This is a genomic window from Micromonospora sp. LA-10 (assembly GCF_051853095.1).
Lineage (GTDB): Bacteria > Actinomycetota > Actinomycetes > Mycobacteriales > Micromonosporaceae > Micromonospora > Micromonospora echinospora_A.
Genome location: NZ_CP195710.1, coordinates 4,346,428 through 4,370,269 on the forward strand (window position 1 = coordinate 4,346,428; position 23,842 = coordinate 4,370,269).

At 74.6% G+C, this 23,842-nt stretch carries 17 protein-coding genes and 2 pseudogenes; 14 read left to right on the plus strand and 5 right to left on the minus strand.

What is annotated here, in order from left to right:
• Position 1: 1 nt before the first annotated feature.
• The 6 genes and pseudogenes from ACSDG8_RS20570 to ACSDG8_RS20595 all read left to right on the plus strand — a co-directional run.
• The gene (locus ACSDG8_RS20570) at positions 2 to 3,124 is read left to right on the plus strand and encodes a hypothetical protein (protein WP_210942536.1); all 3,123 of its coding nucleotides are present in this window, start codon (positions 2 to 4) and stop codon (positions 3,122 to 3,124) included.
• 39 nt (positions 3,125 to 3,163) lie between these two features.
• Positions 3,164 to 4,162, plus strand: coding sequence for an alpha/beta fold hydrolase (locus tag ACSDG8_RS20575; protein ID WP_210896752.1), 999 nt, complete (start codon positions 3,164 to 3,166; stop codon positions 4,160 to 4,162).
• A 5-nt stretch (positions 4,163 to 4,167) separates the two neighbouring features.
• Entirely contained in the window at positions 4,168 to 5,040 is an 873-nt protein-coding gene (locus ACSDG8_RS20580) for a DUF3152 domain-containing protein (protein ID WP_210896750.1), read from the plus strand.
• A 78-nt stretch (positions 5,041 to 5,118) separates the two neighbouring features.
• Positions 5,119 to 5,964 (plus strand): DUF3152 domain-containing protein, encoded by an 846-nt coding sequence (locus ACSDG8_RS20585; protein WP_210942535.1) that lies wholly within the window; start codon positions 5,119 to 5,121, stop codon positions 5,962 to 5,964.
• Between the two features lie 41 nt (positions 5,965 to 6,005).
• Entirely contained in the window at positions 6,006 to 7,253 is a 1,248-nt protein-coding gene (gene moeZ / locus ACSDG8_RS20590; RefSeq protein ID WP_210896746.1) for an adenylyltransferase/sulfurtransferase MoeZ, read from the plus strand.
• A gap of 130 nt (positions 7,254 to 7,383) precedes the next feature.
• A pseudogene (locus ACSDG8_RS20595) lies at positions 7,384 to 8,253 on the plus strand (hypothetical protein); the annotation flags it as partial.
• A gap of 1,448 nt (positions 8,254 to 9,701) precedes the next feature.
• Here ACSDG8_RS20595 and ACSDG8_RS20600 read toward each other — a convergent pair.
• Together ACSDG8_RS20600 and proB are read right to left on the minus strand one after the other, a co-directional pair.
• Complete coding sequence (locus ACSDG8_RS20600; RefSeq protein ID WP_210899246.1) at positions 9,702 to 10,943, minus strand: glutamate-5-semialdehyde dehydrogenase; 1,242 nt, start codon at positions 10,941 to 10,943, stop codon at positions 9,702 to 9,704.
• 74 nt (positions 10,944 to 11,017) lie between these two features.
• Complete coding sequence (gene proB / locus ACSDG8_RS20605) at positions 11,018 to 12,175, minus strand: glutamate 5-kinase (RefSeq protein WP_210899244.1); 1,158 nt, start codon at positions 12,173 to 12,175, stop codon at positions 11,018 to 11,020.
• Positions 12,176 to 12,188: 13 nt separating this feature from the next.
• On the opposite strand from proB, the gene ACSDG8_RS20610 reads away from it, so the two are divergent.
• On the plus strand, positions 12,189 to 12,500 hold the full coding sequence (locus ACSDG8_RS20610) for an MGMT family protein (RefSeq protein WP_210899242.1): 312 nt from the start codon (positions 12,189 to 12,191) through the stop codon (positions 12,498 to 12,500).
• 40 nt (positions 12,501 to 12,540) lie between these two features.
• On the opposite strand, the gene ACSDG8_RS20615 is transcribed toward ACSDG8_RS20610, so the two are convergent.
• Positions 12,541 to 13,887 (minus strand): outer membrane protein assembly factor BamB family protein, encoded by a 1,347-nt coding sequence (locus tag ACSDG8_RS20615; protein WP_439427154.1) that lies wholly within the window; start codon positions 13,885 to 13,887, stop codon positions 12,541 to 12,543.
• Positions 13,888 to 13,992: 105 nt separating this feature from the next.
• Here ACSDG8_RS20615 and ACSDG8_RS20620 point away from each other — a divergent pair, with 105 nt between their 5' ends.
• The 4 genes from ACSDG8_RS20620 (at position 13,993) to ACSDG8_RS20635 (ending at position 18,996) form a co-directional block, all read left to right on the plus strand.
• A complete protein-coding gene (locus tag ACSDG8_RS20620; RefSeq protein ID WP_247679557.1) occupies positions 13,993 to 15,432 on the plus strand; it encodes an MFS transporter in 1,440 nt (479 codons plus the stop codon).
• 44 nt (positions 15,433 to 15,476) lie between these two features.
• The gene (locus tag ACSDG8_RS20625; protein WP_210942532.1) at positions 15,477 to 16,955 is read left to right on the plus strand and encodes a pyridoxal phosphate-dependent decarboxylase family protein; all 1,479 of its coding nucleotides are present in this window, start codon (positions 15,477 to 15,479) and stop codon (positions 16,953 to 16,955) included.
• A gap of 127 nt (positions 16,956 to 17,082) precedes the next feature.
• Positions 17,083 to 17,643: an NADH-quinone oxidoreductase subunit B gene (locus tag ACSDG8_RS20630; RefSeq protein ID WP_210899235.1), complete on the plus strand. Its 561-nt coding sequence runs from the start codon at positions 17,083 to 17,085 to the stop codon at positions 17,641 to 17,643.
• A 36-nt stretch (positions 17,644 to 17,679) separates the two neighbouring features.
• Positions 17,680 to 18,996, plus strand: a complete 1,317-nt coding sequence (locus tag ACSDG8_RS20635; RefSeq protein ID WP_210899233.1) for a DUF2252 domain-containing protein — start codon at positions 17,680 to 17,682, stop codon at positions 18,994 to 18,996.
• Positions 18,997 to 19,027: 31 nt separating this feature from the next.
• Here the strand turns inward: ACSDG8_RS20635 and ACSDG8_RS20640 are convergent, their stop codons facing one another.
• A complete protein-coding gene (locus ACSDG8_RS20640) occupies positions 19,028 to 20,074 on the minus strand; it encodes a glucose 1-dehydrogenase (protein WP_210942531.1) in 1,047 nt (348 codons plus the stop codon).
• 102 nt (positions 20,075 to 20,176) lie between these two features.
• Between ACSDG8_RS20640 and ACSDG8_RS20645 the strand changes: the two are divergent.
• Both ACSDG8_RS20645 and nuoH read left to right on the plus strand, forming a co-directional pair.
• Positions 20,177 to 20,776 (plus strand): annotated as a pseudogene (locus ACSDG8_RS20645) (NADH-quinone oxidoreductase subunit C); the annotation flags it as partial.
• A gap of 344 nt (positions 20,777 to 21,120) precedes the next feature.
• On the plus strand, positions 21,121 to 22,083 hold the full coding sequence (gene nuoH / locus ACSDG8_RS20650) for an NADH-quinone oxidoreductase subunit NuoH (RefSeq protein ID WP_064446633.1): 963 nt from the start codon (positions 21,121 to 21,123) through the stop codon (positions 22,081 to 22,083).
• Positions 22,084 to 22,232: 149 nt separating this feature from the next.
• Here the strand turns inward: nuoH and ACSDG8_RS20655 are convergent, their stop codons facing one another.
• Positions 22,233 to 23,279, minus strand: a complete 1,047-nt coding sequence (locus tag ACSDG8_RS20655) for a glutathione S-transferase family protein (protein ID WP_210899227.1) — start codon at positions 23,277 to 23,279, stop codon at positions 22,233 to 22,235.
• A 95-nt stretch (positions 23,280 to 23,374) separates the two neighbouring features.
• On the opposite strand from ACSDG8_RS20655, the gene ACSDG8_RS20660 reads away from it, so the two are divergent.
• The gene (locus ACSDG8_RS20660) at positions 23,375 to 23,797 is read left to right on the plus strand and encodes an ester cyclase (protein ID WP_210899225.1); all 423 of its coding nucleotides are present in this window, start codon (positions 23,375 to 23,377) and stop codon (positions 23,795 to 23,797) included.
• Positions 23,798 to 23,842 lie beyond the last annotated feature (45 nt).

Genomic DNA, 23,842 nt, shown 5'->3' on the forward strand with positions numbered 1-23,842 from the left:
GGTGAGTGAAACAGGGCAACCCGGAGCCGCCACCCCGGGAGAGCACGGCGACGGGACGGGCCAGCAGGACGAACCAGCCCGTACCGGCGGCGGTTGGGCGCCCCCGCCGAACGGCTGGTCCCGTGGCGCTCCGGCGCCCGGCGGCTGGCCCTACGGCGATCTCGGCGGCTGGGCCGCCTCCTCGCCCCGGCACGGTGACCTTCCGGCTCCGCTACCCGGCCAACCGGAGCCGAGCCCGGTGAACGGCCGCCACGTCAACGGCGTGCATCACGCCGGGGAGGAGTCGCGCGTGACCCGCCAGTCGCCGGTCAGTGCCCCGCCGGCGGACGAGCCGCCCCGGCAGAGCGACGGCGAGCGGCTGGCCGTGCCGGCCCCGCGACCGGCGCCCGCGGTCGAGCAGCAGGTCAGCCCGGCCGACGCCGCCGGGTCCCGGCACGCCGCCGACGACCAGGCCGCCACGCCGCGCTGGGCCGAGAGCGGTCGTCCCGCCTCCGCGCCCCCGGCCCTGCAGGTGCCGCCGGTCGGCGCCGCCGCCTCCGGCTTCGAGGTGCCGCCGGGTTTCCACGCGCCGAACACCGAGTCCACCCCGTCGCTCTCCCGTGGCTGGGCCGACCGGCCACCGGCCGAGCCGTCCACCGACACGGCCGGCCGCACGCAGCAGGTGGGCGACGTCCGCCCACCGGACGGGCCGCCGAACCCCGCCGAGCCCCGCGCCGCCGCCGACTCCCGGGAGCCGGTCGCGGACGATCCCGGCGCCGGTGAACCGGACTGGTCCGGACCGTCCTGGAACCGTCCGAGCTGGGGCGACGGCTGGGCCCCCCCGTGGGCCCGCACCGACGAGCCGCCGGCCCGCCGGGCCGCGGAGCCCGCCGACCGGCACGAGCGGGAGGACGACGGCACCGGCCGCCGCGCCGCCCGCGACGACCGGGCTGGCCACGATGAGCGGGCTGGCCACGACGACCGGGCGGGCCATGACGGCCACGCGAGCTGGGACGACCGGGCGGGCTGGGACGACCGTGCGGCCCGCGACGAGCGCGCCGCCGAGTGGGCGCCAGAGCCGGTGCGGCCGTACATGCCGGCCCGCGTCGAGCCGCCGTCCGGCTACGAACCGCCCCGGCCCGAGCCGGTACGGCCGTACGAGCCGCTGCGCGCCGAGCCGGCCGCCGGACCGGAACCGACCCGGCCGTACGAGCCGGAGCCGGCGCGCCCGTACGAGCCCGAGCCGGACGCCGGTCCGGAGCAGGCGCGTGAGGCGACCCGGCCGTTCCGGCTGGCCCGGGGTGACGCCGAGCCGCCGCACGGATACGAGCGGCCCTCCTGGGCGGGACCGCCGGTGCCGGTCCCGCCGGTGAACCCGGGCACCGGTCCCGAGCCGGCGGGCGCCCCACCCACGCCGGCCGGCGGGTACACCCCGACGTTCCCCGGGTACCCCACCGCACCGGCCGGGCCGCCGCCCACCGCCGCCCCCGTCGCCAACCCCGCGCCCCGGGCCACCGGCGAGCCCGCCGACGGTCCCCGGCAGCCACCGGCCGCCCCCGCCCGGCCGATCTCCGGCGTCCCGGCGCAGCCGGCCTCGGGCGTCCCGGCGCAGCCGACCTCGGGCGTCCCGGCCCGGCCGACGTCCGGCGTGCCGGCGCAGCCGACCTCGGGCGTGCCGGCCCAGCCGACGTCCGGTGCACCGGCTCGGCCGATCTCCAGCGTGCCCGCCCGGCCGACGTCCAGCGTCCCCGCCGTGAGCGGCGCGGCGCACGCCGACCCCACGTCCGCGCCCCAGCCGGCGAGCGCGCCTCCCTACGCCGCCCGCCGGTCCGCGCCGGAACCGGTACCGGCCGCCGACGCGGCCGCCGAGCCCCGACCGGAGGAGCCGGCCCCCGTGGTGCTGCCGCAGCGCGTCCCCGCCGAGCCGGACGTGCCAGTCGTGCCGGAGCCGCCGGCAGTGGAACCGTCCGCCGAGACCCCCGAACTCGCCCGCATCGCCACCCACCTGCGCCGCGACGACGAGCCCGCGCCGCTGCGTGAGCGTCCGGAGGGCTTCGACGTCAACGCGATCCTGGACGCGGTCCGCGAGGTGGCCGGCGTACGGGACGCCGCGCTGCGCCGTACCCCGGCCGGCGCGCACAGCCTCCGGCTCGACCTGGCCGACGGCGCGGACCCGGCCGAGGTCAGCCGCCTGGTGGCCCGGCTGCTCCAGGAACGGATGGGCCTGGCCGCGGCCCCGCAGAACCTGCCCGGAGCGCCCGTCGGGCCGTCGCCGGCCCCGCTGCGCCGCCGATCGGCCCGGCTGGACCGCGCCGGTGAGGCACGCGCGGGCGAGGGCCGGTTGCCCGGGTCGATTCATGCCCGCGCCCTGCCGGACGAGACGCGGACGGCGGTGCCCGCGCCGCGCAACGGTGACGAGCCCGGACCGGCCGGGGACGAGACGCCGACGCGTACCGGTGTGGTGCGCCCGGCCGCGAACCGCTCCGGTGAGGGACGGTTCGGCGGGACGGACCGCGCCGCGCGTCCGGCCGACGCCCCGGCCGAGGGCGACGAGCCGCCGCGCCGCCGCCGGCAGGCCACCCACCGGGGCCGGGCCGCTGTCGACGAGACGTCGCTGGCCGCCGCGCCGACCGGCATGTCCACCGGCAGCCCGGTGACGCTCGGCACCTCGTACTCCGGCGGGCAGATGACCACGACGGAGACCGCGCCGTCGCGACCGCTCGACACCGGCGGCGCGCCGGGCCCCCGGGTGGTGATCGAGCACGTCCTGGTGAGCACGTTCGGCCTGGACGCCACCACGGAGGTCCGCCTGCTCGCGGGCGACCGGACGGCCGAGGGCCACGCGACCGGGCCTGCTGTCGACGGGTACGTGCTGCGGCTGTGCGCCGTGGCCGCGGCCGCCGCGGTGGACGAGCTGCTCGGCCGGGCCGTCCCGGCCGGCGAGCACGGCCGGTGCTTCGTGGAGCACGCCGCCGTGGTGCCGTTCGGCAACTGCGAGGTGGCGACGGTGGTCGTGTTGCTGGTCTGCGACGGCTGGGTGGAGCAACTGGCCGGTTCGGCCCTGGTCGCCGGGGATCCCCGGCAGGCGGTCGTGCGGGCCACGCTGGCGGCGGTGAACCGGCGGCTGGAGGCGCTGCTCGCCTGAACGGTGTGCGATACGGCGCGGGCGGGGAAAACTGGAGACATGAAACGCGCCGCACTCTGGCCGGAGCACAGCCTTCCCGCGCACGAACTCCCGCCGCCCTGGCCCGGCCGGCACGTCCGGATCGACGGCACGCTCGTGCACGTCCGGGAAACCCCGGCCACCGGCCCCGGCGCGGAGCCGGCGCTGTACGTGCACGGCCTCGGCGGGTCCGCGCAGAACTGGACCGACCTGGCCGGCCTGCTCGCCGGCCGCCTCGACGGCCAGGCGATCGACCTGCCCGGCTTCGGGCGCAGCGAGCCCGGCCCGCGCTACACCATCCCGGCCTTCGCCGACCGGGTGATCCGCTGGATCGAGCACACCGACCGGGGGCCGGTGCACCTGTTCGGCAACTCGCTCGGCGGCGCGATCTCGGTCCGGGTGGCGGCGCTGCGCCCGGACCTGGTCCGCACGCTCACGCTGATCTCGCCAGCCCTGCCGTTCCTGGACTTCCGGCGCTCGTTGCAGGGGCGGATGCTTCCGCTGCTGGCGATCCCCCGGGGCGAGCGGCTGGCCGCCTGGCGGCTGGCCCAGTTCACCCCCGAGGTGACGGCGCAGCAGGTGATGGAGGCGTGCGTGGCGGACCTGACCCGGATCAGCGAGCAGCGCCGGCAGGAGGCGATCGACGAGATCCGGGTCCGGTACGAGGCCGCGCACTACGCCGCCGCGTACGTGCGTACCTTCCGGGGTCTGGTCGGCAGTTTCCTGCGCTCGTACCTGCCGGGGGAGGGCGCGCTCTGGCGGCAGGCGGCGGCGGTGCGGGCGCCGACGCTGGTGGTGGGCGGACGGCAGGACCGCCTGGTCGACGTCCGGGTGGCGCCGCAGGCGGCCCGCGTGATCCCGGACAGCCGGCTGCTGATGCTCGACGGCGTCGGGCACGTGGCGCAGCTGGAGGTCCCGCGGACGGTGGCGCGGGCGGTGCTGGGACTGCTCGGCGAGACACCGTCGTCGCCGGACGCCGGTGCGGGGGAGAGCGGAACGGGGCGCGACATGGCAGGCTGAGCCGGATGCCCAGCTCACGCCCTCCCCGTACCGCCCGGTCCCGGGCTGCCGCTCGTCCTGCCTGGCGCTCGGCCCTCGTGGTGTGCGCCTTCCTCGCCGTCGCCGCTGTGGGCGTCGGCGCGGCGCTGCAACTGCCGTCGGCGGGGGCGGGGACGCGGGTCACCGACGGGTTCGTCGCCCAGCCTCCGGCGCCGACAAGGGTGCCGTCGTCGTCGGCGCCGAGCGTCGCCCCGCCGCCCCCGGTGACGCCCAGTTCCCCGGCTCCGCCGGTGCTGACGCTGTCCGACCCGGGGCCGGCGAAGGGGCGGGGCAGCTTCGGCTACGACGACCGGACCGGCGGCGTGCTGGGCCGCTCCGGGCCGGTGCAGCGGTACCGGGTGGCGGCCGAGAACGGCTCGGGGGAGCAGGCCGTCGACTTCGGCGAGGCGGTGCGGCGGGCCCTGGCCGGCCCGGGGAGCTGGGTGGACGGGGGCCGGCTGCGGTTGCGGCAGGTGGGGTCGGGCAGCGGGTACGACTTCACGATCTACCTGGCCACCCGGGAGACCGCGCGGCGGTTGTGCGGCGCGGGCGGGATCGACATCCGCGTGGGCGGCGTGCCGTACACCTCCTGCCGGGTTCCGGGCAAGGTGGTGATCAACCTGGACCGGTGGCGGACCTCCGCGCCGCATCTGGTCGCCGCCGGGATGACGCTCGACGACTACCGGCTCTACGTGATCAATCACGAGGTGGGCCACCAGCTCGGGCACCGGCACGAGGGGTGTCCGAGGGCGGGGCGGGCCGCGCCGGTGATGCAGCAGCAGACGCTCTTCCTCAACGGCTGCCGCCCGAACCCCTGGCCCTACGTGGGCGGGAAGCGGTACGCCGGGCCGAGCCTGTGACGCGCCGTTTGTGAAGAAGATTCGCGGCATAGGCGGCAAAAGCAGCTAAATGCCCGAACGTCATGGCACGCTGGTGTCATGACGTCGTCGTCCCCTTACGACATGCCTGCCGAGCCGCGCCGCCGGCCGCCGCCCGGTCACCCGTCCGAGCGTCCCACCCTGCGCCGCATGCGACGTCGCCGCCGCCGCTCGGTGCTGCTGCTGGCGATGCTGCTGGCCGCCGGCAGCGGAGCGGTAGGCGTCACCCGGCTGAACGCACCCGGGCCCGGCGGGACGTCACTCGCGGCCGAGCCGTCGCTCGCCCGCGGCGCCGCCGAGGCCGACGTCCCGGCCGCGCCGCCGACCGGCTACCCCACCGCCGGCCCTGGCACGTTCGCCGTGGCCCAGGGCCGATCCCCGGTACGCGGACAGGAGGGTCCGCTGCGCCGCTACCGGGTCGAGGTCGAGCACGGTACGGGGCAGGACGCCGACCGGTTCGCCGGCACCGTGGACGCGGTGCTCGGCGACCCGCGCAGCTGGATCGCGTCGGGAGAACTGCGGGTGCAGCGGGTGCCCGAGGCGGCCGCCGCCGACTTCACCATGTACCTCGCCACCCCGGTCACCTCCGAGCGGATGTGCGCCGAAGGCGGCCTGCGCACCGACCGGTACACCTCCTGCCGCCTGCCCGGCCGGGTCGTGCTCAACCTGGCCCGCTGGATGACGGCGGTACCCGACTACGGCGCCCCGCTGGACGTCTACCGGACGTACGTGATCAACCACGAGGTCGGGCACGAATTCGGTGAGCTGCACCAGGCGTGCCCCGCGCCCGGCGCGCCCGCGCCGGTGATGCAGCAGCAGACGTATGGGCTGGACGGCTGCCTGCCGAACGCCTGGCCGTACGTCGACGGAACCCGCTACTCCGGCGAGCCCACCGAAGGCGTCTGAGTTATTCCCGGTCCCGCAGTTCGGGCCGAGTGTCCCTCATCATGGCCGATCCCCGTCCCGGCGAGCGACAATGGCGCGGTCACACCGCCGATCCCGGGGAGTCCACCGTGTCGTTGCCCCCGCTCGTCGAACCCGCCGCCGAGCTGACCGTTGACGAGATCCGCCGCTACTCGCGCCACCTGATCATCCCGGACGTCGGGGTGGAGGGGCAGAAGCGGCTGAAGAACGCCCGGGTGCTCTGTGTCGGCGCCGGCGGCCTCGGCTCGCCGGCCCTGCTCTACCTCGCCGCGGCCGGTGTCGGCACGCTCGGCATCATCGACTTCGACACCGTCGACGAGTCGAACCTCCAGCGCCAGGTCATCCACGGCGTCTCCGACGTGGGCCGCTCCAAGGCCGAGTCCGCCGCCGCGTCGATCCGCGAGATCAACCCGCTGGTCAACGTGGAGATCCACAACACCGCGCTGGACCGGGAGAACGTCCGGGACATCTTCTCCCGGTACGACCTGATCGTCGACGGCACCGACAACTTCGCCACCCGGTACATGGTCAACGACGCCGCGGTGCTGCTCGGCAAGCCGTACGTCTGGGGTTCGATCTACCGCTTCGACGGCCAGGCGTCGGTGTTCTGGGCCGAGCACGGCCCCTGCTACCGCTGCCTCTACCCGGAGCCCCCGCCGCCCGGCATGGTCCCCTCCTGCGCCGAGGGCGGCGTGCTCGGCGTGCTCTGCGCGTCCATCGGGTCGATCCAGGTCAACGAGGCGATCAAGCTGCTCGCCGGCATCGGTGAGCCGCTGGTCGGCCGGCTGATGGTCTACGACGCCCTGGAGATGAGCTACCGCAAGATCAAGGTCCGCAAGGACCCGAACTGCGTGCTCTGCGGCGAGAACGCGACCCTCACCGACCTCATGGAGGACTACGAGGACTTCTGCGGCGCCGTCTCCGACGAGGCGCAGGAAGCGGTGGTCGACTCGACCATCACCGCGCTGGAGCTGAAGGACTGGCAGGACTCCGGCAAGGACATCTTCCTCGTCGACGTCCGCGAGCCCGCCGAGTACGAGATCGTCCGCATCCCCGGCTCGACGCTCATCCCCAAGGGCGAGATCCTCTCCGGCGAGGCGCTGGCGAAGTTCCCGCAGGACCGGCAGATCGTGCTGCACTGCAAGTCCGGCGTCCGCTCGGCCGAGGCGCTCGCCGCGCTGAAGGCGGCCGGCTTCACCGACGCCGTGCACGTCCAGGGCGGTGTGCTCTCCTGGGTCAAGCAGATCGACCCGGCCCTGCCGTCGTACTGAGTCACGTCGATGGGCCCGCCCGGTTCCCCGGGCGGGCCCATCGTGCTTTCCGTGCCCCGTGGCGTGGACAAATGCCTGGTAGCCCGACCCGCAGGTGGATGTCCTCGGCGACCGGTGGGCGGTACCGGCCCTGACCGAGCTACCGAGGCGTAACCTCGGCCGCGCCAGTACCGTCAGGGCCGTGGTGGACTTGGACGCGGCGATCGGATTCGTCGTCGCTCACGGAGACGCGGTGGACCGCGCCCGTCTCTCCCGGCTGCGCACCGGCGCTCCGGTGCCGCCCGACCTGCTCGACGCCGCCGAGTCCGGGCAGGCGCCGGGCGGCGGCTGGCCCGCAGTGCTCGACGGCGAAGTCGCCTCGATCGACGCGACCTGCTTCCGCCTGGCCGAACTGGACGACCTCGGCGCGCTCGGCCGGCCGGCGGCCCGGCACGCGCTGGACTGGCTGGCTGCCCGGCAACTGCCCGACGGCGGCTGGGACGAGGACCCGTCACTGGCCGGGCTCGCCCCCGAATGGGCCACCCCGGGCGATCCGGAGGCCCGGCTCTACCAGACCGCGAACGCCGGATTCTGGCTCACAGTGGCCGGGCTGGACGCCCGGGCCGCCGGGCCGCTGGACCACCGGGTCGGCGGCGCGTACGCCGGTGTGGTGCAGGCGGCCGCCCAGGCGCTCGCCGCCCAGCTCGCGCCGGACGGGAGCTGGCCGTCCTTCCTGCCCGCCGGCTGGCTCGCCGCCGCGGTGCTGCACCGCCAGCAGATGTACTACGAGTCGGCGCGCATCCAGGCGGTGCTGGCCGACCGGATCCCGCAGATGTCCCCGGCCGACGTGGCCTGGCTCGCCGCCACGCTGCGGCGCGTCGACGTGGGCGAGGAACAGTGGCTGCTGGTCTCCGCGCGCAGGCGGCTCGCCGAGACCCAGCGCAGCGACGGCGGCTGGGACAGCGACGACGGCCACCAGTTCGACGTGCACACCACGCTGCGGGCGATCCGGGCGTGCCGCCCCAACGCGCCCGAGGCCCCGGTGTCCGGCGCGCCGTTCGTGGCGCCGCGGCCCGCCGAGCTGCCCCCGCCGCCCGCAGTGCCGGCCCCGCGCCCGCGCCGGCTCCCCGCGTCAGCGCCTCCGCCGCCGGCGTCCTCACCTGCGCCGCCCGCCGCCGTGCCTCCGCCGGCCGCGTCTCCGCTGTCCACCTCCATGCCTCTGCCGCCCGCGTCCGCGTCTCCGCCGTTCGCCGCCGCGCCTCCGTCGGCCGTGCCCGCCCTCACGCCTACGCCGCCCGCGCCCGTGCCTCCGCTGTCCGCCTCCATGCCTCCGCCAGCCGCGCCCGGGTTTCCTCCGTTCGCCTCCATGCCTGCGCCGTCCGCGCCCGCTCCCACGCCTGCGCCGCCCGTGCCTCCGCTGCCCGCCCCGGCTCACCCGCTGACGGGCCCGGCTGGGTCATCGGCTGCATCGGCGAGTCCCGATTCCGGCCCGTCGTCCCGCCGAGACCCGGAGCCTTCGTCCGGCCGCGGCCCCGAATCTTCGGCGGGCTTCGGCCCTGACCTGTTGCCCGGTCTCGGCAATGACCCGTCGGCCGGACCAGGGGACGCGTCCGCGCTGTCGGTCGGTCTGGACGGCGCGCCGGACTCGTTTACGGGTCTCGGTCCTGACACGTGGCTCCGCCCGGACGTCGAGTCGGATGCCGCGTCCGGTTCGGGGGCAGAGCCTGATCCGTCGGCCGGCTTCGTGGTGTCGGCCGGCCCGGACAAGGGGCCGGCTCCGTGGTCCGCCTGGATCGTCACGCCCGATCTGCTCCCCGACGAGGGCACGGGGCCTGCTGCGCAGCCGGTGCCGGACGTGCCGCCCGACCCGGTGCTGCCCGGCCTGCCTCCGGCGGTTGCGGTGCCACCGGCCGCCCCGGTGTCCCCAGGGCTGCCTCCGCTCGTCATGCCGCCACCGGAGCCCTCGGCCCCGGCGACCGCGGTACCGCCGCAGCCCGGCACCACCCCGCCGGTAGACCCCGCCGCACCGACAGACGGTGATCCACTCCAGCTCGCGTAGCCCGGCCAGCCGATGATCAACACCAGTTCGGGGAGGTGGCGGCATCAGAGCCCCCGGGATACCGCCACTTCGCCGTGCTGGCGGCGGCTTGACCAGTACGGCGAGGTGGCGCTATCGGAGGCGCCGGGACGCCGCCACTTCGCCGAGCTGGCGGCCGCTCGACCAGTACGGGGAGGTGGTGGCATCAGAGGTGCTGGGATGGCACCACTTCCCCGACCTGGCGGCGGCCCCGACCAGTACGGCGAAGTGGCGGCACCGGAAGCACCGGGATGCCGCCACTCCGCCGAGCTGGCGGCCGCTCGACCAGTACGCCGAGGTGGCGGTATCAGAGGCCCTGGGATGCCACCACCTCCCCGAACCGGCAGCGCCCCCACCAGTACCGCGAGATCGTGGCATCAGAAGCCAGCTGATCAGCGCACGTGACCGTCCCCGGTCACCACGTACTTGGTGCTGGTCAACTCCGGCAGGCCCATCGGGCCGCGCGCGTGCAGCTTCTGCGTGGAGATGCCGATCTCCGCGCCGAACCCGAACTCGCCGCCGTCGGTGAACCGGGTGGACGCGTTGACCATGACCGCGGCCGAGTCCACCCGGGCCACGAACTCCCGGGCCGCGCGCTGTGAGTCGGTGACGATCGCCTCGGTGTGCCCGGTGCCGTACCGGCGGATGTGCGCGACCGCCGCGTCCAGCGAGTCGACCACGGCGACCGAGATGTCGGCGGAGAGGTATTCGGTGCCGAAGTCCTCCTCGGTGGCCGGGACCACGGCGTCGGAGTGGGCGGCGACCTCGGGCGTGCCGTGGACTGTCACCCCGGCGTCTGCGAACGCGGCGAGCACCGCCGGCAGGAAGGCGTCCGCGACGTCGCGGTGGACCAGCAGCGACTCGGCGGTGTTGCAGGTGGACAGGCGCTGGGTCTTGGCGTTCAGCGTGACCGCGAGGGCCTTGCCGAGGTCGGCGGCGGCGTCGACGTACACGTGGCAGTTGCCCACGCCGGTCTCGATCACCGGCACCGTCGACTCCTCGACCACGGCGCGGATCAGCGACGCACCGCCGCGGGGGATCAGCACGTCGACCAGGCCGCGGGCGCGCATCAGCTCCTTGACCGAGTCGCGCGTGCTGGAGTCGAGCAGCTGCACCGCGTCCGCGGGCAGGCCGGCGCCGGCGACCGCGTCGCGCAGCACCGCGACCAGCGCCGCGTTGGAGTGCGCGGCCGACGAGGAGCCGCGCAGCAGCGCCGCGTTGCCGGACTTCAGGCAGATCCCGGCGGCGTCGACTGTCACGTTGGGCCGGCCCTCGTAGACGATGCCGACGACCCCGAACGGCACCCGGATCTGGCGCAGCTCCAGGCCGTTGGGCAGCGTCGAGCCGCGTACCACCTCGCCGACCGGGTCGGGCAGCGCGGCCATCTGGCGCAGCGCGTCGGCGATGGCGGCGACGCGCCCTTCGTCGAGCGCGAGCCGGTCCAGCACGGCCGCGGACAGTCCAGCGTCGCGCCCGGCCGCCAGGTCCGCCGCGTTCGCGGTCAGGATCTCCGGGGTACGCGCCACGAGCGCGTCGGCCATCGCGTGCAGCGCGGCGTCCTTGACGGTACGGGTGGCGGTGGCCAGTGCTTCCGCCGCGTCCCGGGCTCGCCGGGCCTGCTCGACGACGCTCATCGTGCGTACTCCTTCGGAGGTGTTTTAAGGAGGGGCCCCTTATTAACAGACGGGTGTTAATAAGGGGCCCTTGCTTACAGCAGGACCAGGTCGTCGCGGTGGACGACCTCACGTTCGTACGCCGGGCCGAGCGCCGCGGCGAGTTCGGAGGTGGAACGGCCGAGCAGGCCGGGCAGCTCCACCGCGTCGTAGTTGACCAGACCGCGGGCCACCGGGGCGCCCGCGGTGTCGACCAGGTCGACCGGGTCCCCGGCGGTGAACGCGCCGTCGACGGCGGTGATGCCGGCGGGCAGTAGCGACTTGCGGCGGCCGACCACAGCCTGCACCGCGCCCGGGTCGAGGTGCAGGCGGCCCCGGGGCGCGGTGGCGTGCGCGAGCCAGAACAGGCGCGCGGCGGGTCGGCGGCTGCTCGGGTGGAAGTACGTGCCGACCGGCTCCCCGGCCAGCGCCGATGCGGCGAGCGGCGCGGCGGTGAGCACCACCGGGATGCCGAAGCCGGTGGCGATCCGGGCCGCCTCGACCTTCGTCACCATGCCGCCGGTGCCCACCCCGGCCCGGCCGGCCCCGCCGATGTCGACGCCCGCGAGGTCGCCCTCGCCGTGCACCTCGGCGATGCGGGTGCTGCCGGGACGGGCCGGGTTGCCGGTCCAGAGCGCGTCGACGTCGGAGAGCAGCACCAGCAGGTCGGCGTCGACGAGCGCGGCGACGAGCGCGGCCAGGCGGTCGTTGTCACCGAACCGGATCTCCTCGGTCGCCACCGTGTCGTTCTCGTTGACGATCGGCACGGCCCGCAGGTCGAGCAGTTTGCGCAGCGTCCGGTACGCGTTGCGGTAGTGCGCGCGCCGGGTCACGTCGTCGACGGTGAGCAGCACCTGTCCGACGGTGCGGCCGTGCCGGGCGAACGCGGCCGCGTACCGCCCGATGAGCAGGCCCTGACCGACGCTGGCGGCGGCCTGCTGGGTGGCCAGGTCGCGCGGGCGCCGGGGCAGCCGCAGCGGGGCGAGCCCGGCGGCGATCGCGCCGGAGGAGACCAGCACCACCTCGCGTCCGGCGGCGGCCAGCTCGCCGAGCGTGTCGACGAGCGCGTCGACACGGGCGTCGTCCAGGCCGCCGGTCGCGGTGGTCAGCGAGGACGAACCGATCTTGACGACGATCCGGCGGGCCGAGGTGACTGCTTCACGCACCCGACCATTCTGCGCGCTGCGGTCTGTGACGCCGCGGCGCGTTCCCATATCGTGGCAGCTCGTGACACCTGACGAGTACGTCGAGGCGGTGCTGGCACTTGTCGAGCGGATCCCGCCGGGGCGGGTGATGTCGTACGGGGCGGTGGCCGACGCGCTCGCCGACCGCTCAGGGCGGGCGTCGCCGCGGCTGGTCGGCTCGATCATGGCGCGGCACGGAGGCGGCGTGCCCTGGCACCGGGTGGTGAACTCGGCCGGCCGGATGCCGCCGGGGCACGAGCGCAAGGCCCGGGAGCGGCTGCTCGCCGAGGGGTGCCCGCTGCGCGGGGACCGGGTGGACCTGGCGGCGGCCTCGTGGTCGCCGGACGAGGGGTGACCCGAACGCGTCGGAGGCAGCCGGCCGCAACGGTCGGAAGCTAGCGGATGGGGTAGACGTCTCCGCTGGTCTCCAGGAGCCCGTCCTCGACGAGGCAGACCGCGCCGGGGAACGGGGCGGACAGCCGTCCGTCCGGGGAGAACGCCCAGCACGTCCTGGTCGTCGCTCCGGTGAAGTCGCGGGTCGTACCCGAGAGGCCTATCCAGCCGGAGGACACGTCGACGTTTCCGACACGGATCGCAACGGCATCGGGGACCTTGACGGTCCGGCCGGTTCCGGGGTTCCACAGAGCGGCTCCGGAGTCGACGTCGAGCAGGGCCCACACGTCGGGCGTCCGTTGCTCCCCGCTGACCAGCCGTACCGTGCGGGTGCCCGGTGGAGGTGCGATGCGGCGGCTGCGCCCCGTCGTGACGTCGATTCCGACGACCTCGGCGCGATCAGTGGGAGTGAAGACCGTCGAGCCGCTGCCGTCGACGTGCCAGGGCTGCTCCACCGGCGTCGACCAGAGGGGCCGACCGTCGGCCGGCGAGCGCCCGGCGAGCTTCTTGCCGTCCGCTTGCAGCAGCACCTCACCCACGAGCCGGGCCGCCACCGAGCAGTCCACGTCGGCGATGGTCGTACGCCCTCCGGCCAGGTCGATCAGCTCGGCGTTCCCCTTGCGCCCCTCGTCGCGGACGAGAAGCACATGCGACTGCTCGCGTGCCGGTGAGAAGCGGTCGACGGGGCCGAGGTCGCACTCCATCACCGGCCGGCCGCTCTGCCGCCAGAGCGTCGCTCCGGTGGTGAGGTCGAGGGCCGTCGCCCCGGTGCCGTCCCTGGCCGCGACGACCAGGACCTTCCTGTCGTGCGCGATGCCACGGCCCGTCACCGTCGACCGCCAGATCTCACGACCCGTGGGCGGGTCGACGCCGATTGAGCCGTCCTCCGTGCCGATGACGACCAGGCTGTCCTCGACGAGTAGCGGCTTCGCATCGGGTCCTTCATGTGCCCAGGCGACAGCCCCGGTCCTGGCGTGTCGGGCGGTGCCGCCGATGATGATCAGGTCGCCTGTCCTGGCCGACTCGCCGTTCGGCCTCTGCGCGGCAGCGGGGATCTTCCACTGCGGCGGCGACTGGGGCAGCCCGGTGACGGGCACGACAGCACCGGCGACGAGGACGACGGCCGCCCCCGCACTCAGCGCGAGCCTCGTCACGGTGCCGCGCGCCATCAGCGTGACGACCCAGACGACACCGCCCACCACGGCGGCGACACCGATTCCGTACGCGAGGTGGCCCCATCGCCAGCCGATCGTCGTCAGGATCAGGCCCGCGCCCACGAGCACGACGAGGCCGGCGGCAGCGTATCGGCGAGGGTGACTCACGTCATCAGCATAGGGTCGATTGATCAAGCACCTGATCGACGGACGGGCATGGTTCGGGAGCGTCGGCCGCCGATATCGTCGCCCGGAGTAGGGGATGTGACGCGGGCCATAACGTGAGTAGCATTCGGCTCCATGACAGCTTCGGGCCTGCCCCGCCGGGTGCACCTCGGTTACGCGCTGGGTTCCCTGGTCACCGGCGCGTTCGGCACCGTGCCCGGGCTGCTCCTGCTGCCGTACCTCACCGACACGCTCGGCGTCGCCGCCGGGCTGGCCGCGCTGCTGGTGCTCCTGCCGAAGGCGTGGGACGTGCTGGTCAACCCGGTCGCCGGGCGGATCTCCGACCGGACCCGCTCCCGCTGGGGCGCGCGCCGCCCGTACCTGCTCGTCGGCGGACTGGCGCTCGCCGTGCTGTTCGCGTCGATCTTCGCCGCGCCGTTCGGCAGCGGTCCGGGCGCGGCCGCGTACGTGGCGCTGGCGTTCCTGGCCACCGCCACCGCGTTCGCGTTCTTCCAGGTGCCGTACGTGGCCATGCCGGCCGAGCTGACCGCCGACCCGGCGGAGCGTACCCGGCTGATGACCTGGCGGATCGCGGTGCTGGCGCTGGCCATCCTGGTCTCCGGCGCGGTGGCCCCGGCGGTGGTGACCGCCGGTGGCGACGGCGTGCCCGGTCACCGGTGGATGGGCCTGTTCGTCGCCGCGCTCATCGTCGCCGGCACTGTCGGCGTCTTCCTCGGCACCCGGTCCGCGCCGTCGGGGACGGTGGGGGAGAGCGAGCCGAGCCTGCGCGCCCAGCTCGTTGTCGCCACCCGCAACCGGCCGTTCCGGGTGCTGCTGATCTGCTTCGTGATCCAGTCCGCCGGGGTGGCCACCGTGCTGGCCGGGGTGAAGTACTTCGCCGGTCAGGTGCTGCGCGAGCCGGACAGCGGCCCCACGCTGCTGTTCGCCTGCTTCGTCGCGCCCGCGCTGCTGGTCATGCCGCTGTGGTCGCGGGCCGGCGCCCGCCTGGGCAAGCGGGCATCGCTCGTCGCCGCGTCGCTGATCTTCGCGGTGGGCGCGCTCACGCTGGTCGCCGCGCCCGCGCTGCCCGCCGCCGCGGCCTACGCGGTGGTCGCGGTGATCGGCGTCGGGTACGCGGGCCAGCAGGTGTTCGCGCTGGCCATGCTGCCGGACTGCATCGCGTACGACACGGTGCGGACCGGGCGGCGGCAGGCCGGGGTGTTCACCGGGCTGTGGACCGCCGGGGAGACGTTCGGGCTGGCACTGGGGCCGGGCATCTACGGGCTTGTGCTCCAGCTTTCCGGCTACGTCTCCTCGTCCACCGGTACCGCCGCCGCCCAGTCCGACACGGCACGTCTCGGCGTGCTGCTCGGCTTCACCGTGCTGCCCGCGCTGCTGGTCGCGGCGCCGCTGGTGCTGCTGCGCGGCTACACACTGACCCCGGCCCAGCTGGTCGCCGCGCCCGCAGGCAGCACGCCGGACTCCGCCGCGCCCGACGCCACCACACCGGACTCCGCCGCGCCCGAGGCCACCGCGGCCGGGGCCGACGGTGCCGCCCCGGCCGCGCGGGCGTGAGCACCGCACCGTCCGCCCCGCCCGTCCAGGAGAGGAACCACCCGATGACCGACACGGCAGGCGCCGGCGCGCTGCCCGCCCAGGGGATACCCGCGGCGGACGTACTCGACGAGATCCGCGCGCTGCGGGACGCCGACCGGCCCACGCACGGCGGGCGGCTGTTCGCGTACGTCTACGACCCGGGCGTGGCCGGTCTGGACGAGCTGGCGCAGGCCGCGTACGCGCAGAGCGCTCACGTCAACGGCCTCGACCCGACCGCGTTCCCGTCGCTGCTGGCGATGGAGAACGCGCTCGTCGGCGCCGCCGCCCGGCTGCTCGGCGGTGGCCCCGGCACCGGCGCACCGGACGTGGTCGGCAGCGTCACCGGCGGCGGCACCGAGTCGCTGCTGCTCGCCGTCAAGGCGGCCCGGGACGCCCGCCCCGACCTGACCGAGCCACGGATCGTGGCGCCGGCCAGCGCGCACGCCGCGTTCGCCAAGGCGGCGCACTACCTGCGGGTCGCGCTCGACACGGTGCCGCTCGACCCGGTGACGCTGCGGCCGGACGTCGCAGCGGTGGCCGCCGCGATCCGCCCGGAGACCGTGCTGGTGGTGGCGTCCGCCCCGTCGTACGCGCACGGGGTGGTCGACCCGGTCGCGGAGATCGCCGCCGTCGCCGAGGCGGCCGGGGTGCGGTGCCACGTGGACGCCTGCTTCGGCGGCTGGGCGCTGCCCTGGCTGCGGCGGCTCGGCGCGCCGGTACCGCCGTTCGACTTCGCCGTGCCGGGGGTCACCTCGATCTCGGTGGACCTGCACAAGTACGCGTACGCGCCGAAGGGCGTCTCGGTGCTGCTGCACCGCGATCCGGCGCTGCGCGCCCCGCAGTTCTTCGCGTACGCGGACTGGCCCGGGTACACGATGGTCAACCCGGTGATCGCGTCCACCCGCTCCGGCGGGCCGATCGCCGCCGCGTACGCCACGCTGCGCCACCTCGGCGAGGACGGCTACCTGCGGCTGGCCGCCGCGACGCGGGACGCGGTCGCCGGGCTCGCCGACGCGATCCGGGCCACCGGCGGGCTGCGGCTGATGGCCGAGCCGGAGACCACCGTCGTCTGCTTCACCAGCGACGACCCGGGGCTCGACCTGTTCGTGCTGGTCGACGAGCTGACCGCGCGTGGCTGGCACACCCAGCCCCAGCTCACGTACGCCGGTCTGCCGGCCAGCGTGCACCTCACGGTGACCGCGGCGGTGGCGCCCCGGGTGGCCGAGTTCGGCCCGGCGCTGGCCGAGGCGGTCGCGGCGGCGCGTGCCGCCGGACCGGTCGTGCTGCCGCCGGAGCTGCTGGCGCTGGCCGGCACCCTCACCCCGGAGGCGCTCACCCCGGATCTGGTGGCCGGGCTGGCGGGCGGGCTCGGCCTGGCCGGCGGCACCGGTGTGCCGGACCGGATGGCGGTGGTCAACACGCTGCTCGACGCCGCGCCGGCCCGGTTGCGGGAGCGGCTGCTCGCCGAGTTCGTCGGGTTGCTCCAGCGCCCGGCCTGGTGACGCGGGCGCGGCCCGCCCCGGTTCGCCGGGGTCGGGGACCGTTGCGTGCGTTCCCTGTCGTGGGTACGACACCGGCACGCTGTGGTTGACTGTCTGCTCGGGGTTGACGGACAGCGGGAGGTCGGAGATGCAGCTGCCGGGCGTGCTCGGCGAGCCGATCCGGTTCGTGCTGAACTGGGGCCGCCGCTACTCGCTCTGGGTGTTCAACTTCGGCCTGGCCTGCTGCGCCATCGAGTTCATCGCGACCAGCATGGGCCGGCACGACTTCATGCGCCTCGGCGTGATCCCGTTCGCCCACGGACCCCGGCAGGCCGACCTGATGGTGGTCAGCGGCACCGTCACCGACAAGATGGCCCCGGCCATCAAGCGGCTCTACGACCAGATGCCCGAACCGAAGTACGTGATCTCGTTCGGCGCCTGCTCCAACTGCGGCGGCCCGTACTGGGACTCCTACTCGGTGACGAAGGGCGTCGACCAGCTCATCCCGGTCGACGTCTACGTGCCCGGCTGCCCGCCCCGCCCGGAGGCGCTGCTGCACGGCATCCTGCGCCTCCAGGAGAAGATCGCCGCCGAGCAGTCGGGCCCCGGCGGCGTGCCCCGCCCCGACGCGCTCGCCTCCCCGGCGGACGTCACCCCCCGGCCGGTCGAGGCGCTGACCGCGCCACCGGTACGTCCGCCGCTCGGCTGAACCGCCAGGTGGCGCCACGGGGCTAGCCTGCGGCTCATGACCGACTTCGCGGAGAAGCGCTCCGCATTCATCATCGGCGTGCTGACCGAGGAGTTCGGCGCGTCCATGGCGATCGACCCGGCGGCGTTCCGCCGCAAGTTCCGCAAGATGGCGGCCTCACCGTTCGCGTTCTACCGGGGCAGCGCGGCGCTGTTCTACGCCGACCAGCGCGGCGACTTCGGCAGCGACCGGTTCCTCGACGAGCGGACCAGCCGGGTGTGGATCCACGGCGACCTGCACGCCGAGAACTTCGGCACCTACATGAACGCCTCCGGGCAGCTCGTGTTCAACGTCAACGACTTCGACGAGGCGTACGTCGGGCCGTTCACCTGGGACCTGAAGCGCCTCGCGGCGAGCGTGGCGCTGATCGGCTACGCCAAGGCCCTCTCCGACCGGGTGATCGGCGAACTGGTGACCGGCTTCGCCCGGTCGTACCTGGCCGAGCTGCGGGCCATCGCGGCCGGCGGGGACGACGCGATCGGCTCGATCACGCTGGACAACGCCGACGGCGTGCTGCGCCGGGTGCTCCAGCAGGCGCGGCTGAACACCCGGGTGGACCTGCTCGCCGGGCAGACCACCGTCGACAACTACGAGCGCCGGTTCTCCCTCGGCGACGGCGTGTACGAGATCGACGACGCGACCCGGGAGAAGGTGTGCGCCGCGTTCGCCGACTACCTGCACACGCTGCCGGACTCGACCACCCGGATGCGCCCGGTGGCCACCGGCATCAAGGACGTGGTGCTGCGCAAGGGCGTCGGCATCGGCTCGGCCGGCCTGCCGTCGTACAACCTGCTGCTGGAGGGGCACACCCAGGCGCTGGAGAACGACGTCGTCATCTACATGAAGCAGGCGCAGGTGCCGGCCGTGGCGCGGTACGTCGACGACGAGCGGGTCCGCTCGTACTTCCGGCACCAGGGGCACCGCACCGCCGAGTCGCAGCGCGCGTTGCAGGCGCACGCCGACCCGTGGCTGGGCTTCACCGAGCTGGACGGCGTCGGCCAGCTCGTCGCCGAGGTGTCCCCGTACGCGGCGGACCTCGACTGGGCCGACGTGAACGAGCCGGAGGAACTCGCCGGCGTGCTCGCCGACCTGGGCCGCGCGGTGGCCCGGATGCACTCGGTGGCCGACGACGAGTCCAGCCACGACCTGGTCGACTACTCCACCGAGGAGGCGATCGTCGCTGCCGTCGACGCCGACCCGGACGGGTTCGTCGGCTACCTGGTCGACTTCGCGCACCGGTACGGGATCCGGGCGCGCGAGGACCACCAGCTCTTCGTGGACCTGTTCCGCAACGGCCGGCTCCCCGGCATCTGAGGGCGCGGGGCGCCGGCTGCGGCGCCCCGCCTCACTGCGTGAAGTTCAGCACCGCCTTGATGTCGTCGCCGGTGCGGGCGTACGCCTCCCGGTAGTTCGAGACCGGTACGCGGCGGGTGATCAGTGACGTCAGCCAGGACTGGTCGGCCTGGGCGAGCGCCTCGGCGGCCAGGTCCCAGTGCCGCCGGCCGGCGTTCACCGAACCGAACACCACGTTGTTCTCCAGCACCAGCTCCCGGTTGAGCGCCCCGGCGTCGAAGTTGATGGTCCGGCCGCCGCTGGACACGCCGGTCAGGCAGACGATCCCGGTGGGTGCGGCCTTGCACATGGCGTCCAGCACCACCGTGGGCGCGCCGGTGCACTCGATCACCACGTCCGGGCTCAGGTCCAGCTCGGTCACCGACGACGTGTGGTACGTGGCGCCCAGCGCCCGGACCAGGTCCGGCTTCGGGCCCGTGGTGTTGCGGTCCAGCACGTGCACCGACAGCTCACGCTGGCTGCCGAGCAGCGCCGCGAGCAGGCCGATCGGCCCGGCGCCGGTGATCAGCACGCTCTTCGGCTTCCACTCGGCGCGAAGCCCGATCCGCTCGATGTGGTCCCACGCCTTCGCCACCACGCTGGCCGGCTCCAGCAGCATGCCCACCGACGCGAGGGCCGGGTCCAGGCCGACAGCGAACTTGGGCTGCAGCCGCCAGCGTTCCCGGGCGAAACCGGGCAGGCCCTTGATGCCGTGCTCGGTGTACCGCCCGTTGCGGCACATGTCCCACTCGTCCACCGCGCAGTTCGCGCAGGGCACCGGATCGGGATGGCGGACCACGCCCGCGACCAGGTCGCCGGCCCGCAGCGTGCCGGTCGGGTCCTCCAGCACGCGGCCCAGCGACTCGTGCCCGAGCACCAGCCGCTCCTGGCCCGGCGGCGCCTCGCCGTACTCGCCCGCGACGATCTCGTGGTCGGTGCCGCAGACGCCCACCGCCAGCGCCTCCACCAGGATCGCGCCCTCCTCGGGCGCCGGCTCGGGCCAGTCCTCGACCAGCCGCAGCGAGTCCGGGACACCGGGGGACACAGTCACAGCGCGCACGTACCTCATCTTTCCGCGCGTTCCCGCCGCCCGTCCGGCAAAGCGACGATCCCGCACGGGCGGCCCGACCCGGTCCGCAGCCGTCGGCCATAGGATCAGCGCATGACTCCGGAAGAGGTCGGCCGGCGGGTGGTCGAGCTGCTCGCGCCCGTGGAGGCCACCGCGTCGGTCTCCGGCGGTCAGGGGTACGCCCGCGCCACCGTCGACGTACCCCCGGCGAGCTGGGCGGACGCGGTGCGTGCGGCGCGCGACGACGCCGAGCTGGGTTTCGACTTCCTCGACTGGCTCTCCGCGGTGGACGAGCTGGCCGACGGCTTCGACGTGGTGCTGCACCTCTGGTCGGTCGCGCACCGGCACGGGCTGCTGCTGCGCACCCGGGTACCCCGCGACACGCCCGTCGTCGCCTCGGTGGTCGACCTGTTCCCCGGCGCGGCCTGGCACGAGCGGGAGACCCACGAGATGTTCGGCATCGACTTCGCCGGCCACGGCGAGTTGCGGCCGCTGCTGCTGCCGCCGGAGTTCGAGGGGCACCCGCTGCGCAAGGAGTTCGTCCTCGCCTCCCGCGTCGCCAAGCCGTGGCCCGGCGCCAAGGAGCCGGGCGAGTCGGAGGCCGGCGGCGGCCGCCGGCCGGTCCGGCCGCCGGGCGTGCCCGCGCCGGGTGAGTGGGGCACGACACCCACGCCGGCGGGTGCGGCTGGTGCCGGTGAGGGCCCACGCGGGGGTACGCCGGCGCGTCCGGCCCGGGAACGTCCGGCGCAACCCGCTCCGGGGGAGCGTCCGGCACGTGCTGCCCGTCCTTCGGCCGGTGAGAGCCCGGCGGGTTCCGCTTCCGGCGAGCGCCCGGCTCGGCCGGCTGCCGGGGAGGGGGCGGCCGGGCCGGTTTCCGGGGAGGCCCCGGAGACGCCCGTCGGCGGGGAGGCCGGGCCCGGGTCCGCTGCTGCTCCGACGGCCGACGAGGCGGGTCCGCTCGGGCGGCCGCTGCCAGGGGAGCGGCCGACCGGTCCGCCCCGTCAGCAGCCGGACCCCGACGCGGCGGGGGAGAGCTGATGCCGGACTGGTTGGAGCTGGTCCTGCGCGTGGCAGGGGTGCTCGTCGCGTTCCTCACGCTGCCGCTGATCGTCGGTCAGGCCGAACACAAGGTGATGGCCCACATGCAGGGCCGGCTGGGCCCGATGTACGCGGGCGGCTTCCACGGTTGGGCACAACTGGTGGCCGACGGCATCAAGTTCGTGCAGAAGGAGGACGTCACCCCGCGCGACGCGGACCGGCAGGTGTTCCGGCTGGCGCCCGCTGTGGCGCTGGTGCCGTACCTGCTGGTGCTGCTCGTCATCCCGCTCGGGCCGGGTGACCTGGTCGCCCAGCCGCTGGACATCGGCCTGTTCTTCGTGCTCGCAGTGGTGGGCGTCGGGGTGCTCGCCGTGCTCATGTCCGCGTGGGCGTCGGCCAACAAGTACAGCCTGCTCGGCGGGCTGCGCGGCGCGGCCCAGCTGCTCGGCTACGAGCTGCCGCTGGTGCTGGCCGCCGCTTCGGTGGCGATGGCGGCGGGCACGCTCAGCCTGTCCGGCATCGTCGAGGCGTGGCAGCCCTGGTGGCTGCTGTGGCAGGCGCCGGCCATGGTGATCTTCTTCGTGGCGGGCCTGGCGGAGATCCGCCGTCCCCCGTTCGACATGCCGGTGGCCGACTCCGAGCTGGTCTTCGGCTACATGACCGAGTACACCGGTCTGCGGTTCGCGTTCTTTCTGCTCGCCGAGTACGTCGGCATCGTGGTGATCGCGGCGCTGACCACTGTGCTGTTCCTCGGCGGCTGGCAGGGCCCGTTCGCCGACGCCCAGCTCGGCTGGCTGTGGACGCTGCTGAAGGTGTTCGCCGTCGCCTTCGTGATCATCTGGCTGCGGGTGAGCTACCCGAGGCTGCGCGAGGACCAGCTCCAGCGCCTCTGCTGGCTGGTCCTGGTCCCCCTGGCCCTGGCCCAGCTCGTCCTGACCGCCGCAGTCCGCCTGGCCCTGTAGCCCCCCGAGCCGCCTCCCGCCCCGCCCCGCCCTCGTCGATCTTGCACTTTCTGCCCCGGCGAAAGGGGCATAGCGCGCAGGTCCGGGGCGCGAACTGCAAGATCGACGCGGCGAGGGGGCGCGGCGAGGGCGGGAAGGGAGGGAGCGCGTCAGCGCAAGGGGGTGTGGGACGGGTCTACTCGCTCGGACGGGGGTGGGGGCGGGGGTGGGGTGCCGTCGCCGAAGGGGCGGCCGCCCAGCTCCTCCCGGCCGTGCGGGGTGAGCCAGTTGCTCAGGTCGGGGCCGAGCGGCACGATGCCCGTCGGGTTGATGTCCAGGTGGACCTCGTAGTAGTGCCGCTTGATGTGGTCGAAGTCGATGGTGTCACCGAACCCGGGCGTGGTGAACAGGTCACGCGCGTACGCCCACAGCACCGGCATCTCGCTGAGCTTCTGCCGGTTGCACTTGAAGTGCCCGTGGTAGACCGGGTCGAAGCGGACGAGCGTGGTGAACAGCCGTACGTCCGCCTCGGTGATCGTGTCGCCGACCAGGTAGCGCTGCCCGGCGAGCCGCTCGCTCAGCCAGTCCAGCCGGTCGAAGAGCCGGTGGTACGCCTTGTCGTACGCCTCCTGGCTGCCGGCGAAGCCGCACCGGTAGACGCCGTTGTTGACGTCGGCGAAGACGACGCCGTTCACCTCGTCGATCTCGGCACGCAGCGGTTCGGGGTAGAGGTCCGGCGCGCCCGGCCGGTGGTGTTCCGTCCACTCGGTCGTGAGGTCCAGGCTCATCTGCGCGTAGTCGTTCGTCACCACCTGTCCGGTGGGCACGTCGACGAGTGCCGGGACGGTGATGCCGCGCTCGTAGCCGGGGAAGCGGGCGAAGTACGCGTCGGCCAGCCGCTCGATGCCGAGTACCGGGTCCTTGCCGTCCGGGTCCAGGTCGAACGTCCAGCTGCGCTTGTCGTGGGTGGGCCCGGCCACTGCCATCGAGATGGCGTCCTCCAGTCCGAGCAGCCGCCGGACGATGATCAGCCGGTTCGCCCAGGGGCAGGCCCGGCTGACCGCGAGCCGGTAGCGGCCCGGCTCCACCGGCCAGCCGTCCCGCCCGTCGGCGGTGATCCGGGTGGCGATGTAGCGCTGGTCCCGGGTGAATTCGCCACCCGGTTCCACGTACTTGCCGCCGGTTCGGTCCAGGACCTCGTCGTCGCTGCCGCCCACGCTCTACCTCCGAGTTCGCTTTTCGTTCCCATCATGGTCGCTCCGGCGACTCCCGGCAGGTCGAGCGCGTCACAAAGGGGCATAGGCTGCCGGCCGTGACCGATGTGGAGACGGCGGCCCGGCGCTTCGTCGCCGACGTGTGGAACGCCGGGCGCGAGGAGAGCGCGTACGAGCTGGTGGCGGCGGACTGCCCGGGCCTGGGCGGCACCGGTCCGGCGGCGATGCTGGCCTGGCACCGGGACCGGCGGGCGTCGTTCCCCGACCTGCGCTACAAGATCGTCGAGGTGGTGGCGACCGGTACGCGGGTGGCGGTGCGCTGGCGGGCCGCCGGCACCCAGGCGGGCCAGTTCGGCCCGGTGCCGCCGACGGGCCGGGTGGTCAGCTACTCGGGCGCGACGTTCCTGCGCTTCGACGCCGACGGGCGGATCGTGGACGTGTGGAGCGTCAACGAGCTGTTCCAGGTGCTCCAGCAGCTCGGCGTGGAGATGCTGCCTCCGCTCACACCCGGCGAGGCGTGATCCGGCCGCACGCCCGGGCCAAAGCGCCGGGTGGTGGTCGCGCGC

What these genes read in the sequence shown, in the direction of transcription:
- ACSDG8_RS20625 (WP_210942532.1), top strand. Translation starts at nt 15,477, where the DNA reads ATGACCGACACGGCAGGCGCCGGCGCGCTGCCCGCCCAGGGGATACCC.
- nuoH (WP_064446633.1), top strand. Translation starts at nt 21,121, where the DNA reads ATGCCGGACTGGTTGGAGCTGGTCCTGCGCGTGGCAGGGGTGCTCGTC.
- ACSDG8_RS20635 (WP_210899233.1), top strand. Translation starts at nt 17,680, where the DNA reads ATGACCGACTTCGCGGAGAAGCGCTCCGCATTCATCATCGGCGTGCTG.
- ACSDG8_RS20620 (WP_247679557.1), top strand. Translation starts at nt 13,993, where the DNA reads ATGACAGCTTCGGGCCTGCCCCGCCGGGTGCACCTCGGTTACGCGCTG.
- ACSDG8_RS20575 (WP_210896752.1), top strand. Translation starts at nt 3,164, where the DNA reads ATGAAACGCGCCGCACTCTGGCCGGAGCACAGCCTTCCCGCGCACGAA.
- ACSDG8_RS20580 (WP_210896750.1), top strand. Translation starts at nt 4,168, where the DNA reads ATGCCCAGCTCACGCCCTCCCCGTACCGCCCGGTCCCGGGCTGCCGCT.
- proB (WP_210899244.1), bottom strand. Translation starts at nt 12,175, where the DNA reads ATGGGAACGCGCCGCGGCGTCACAGACCGCAGCGCGCAGAATGGTCGG.
- moeZ (WP_210896746.1), top strand. Translation starts at nt 6,006, where the DNA reads ATGGCCGATCCCCGTCCCGGCGAGCGACAATGGCGCGGTCACACCGCC.
- ACSDG8_RS20585 (WP_210942535.1), top strand. Translation starts at nt 5,119, where the DNA reads ATGACGTCGTCGTCCCCTTACGACATGCCTGCCGAGCCGCGCCGCCGG.
- ACSDG8_RS20600 (WP_210899246.1), bottom strand. Translation starts at nt 10,943, where the DNA reads ATGAGCGTCGTCGAGCAGGCCCGGCGAGCCCGGGACGCGGCGGAAGCA.
- ACSDG8_RS20630 (WP_210899235.1), top strand. Translation starts at nt 17,083, where the DNA reads ATGCAGCTGCCGGGCGTGCTCGGCGAGCCGATCCGGTTCGTGCTGAAC.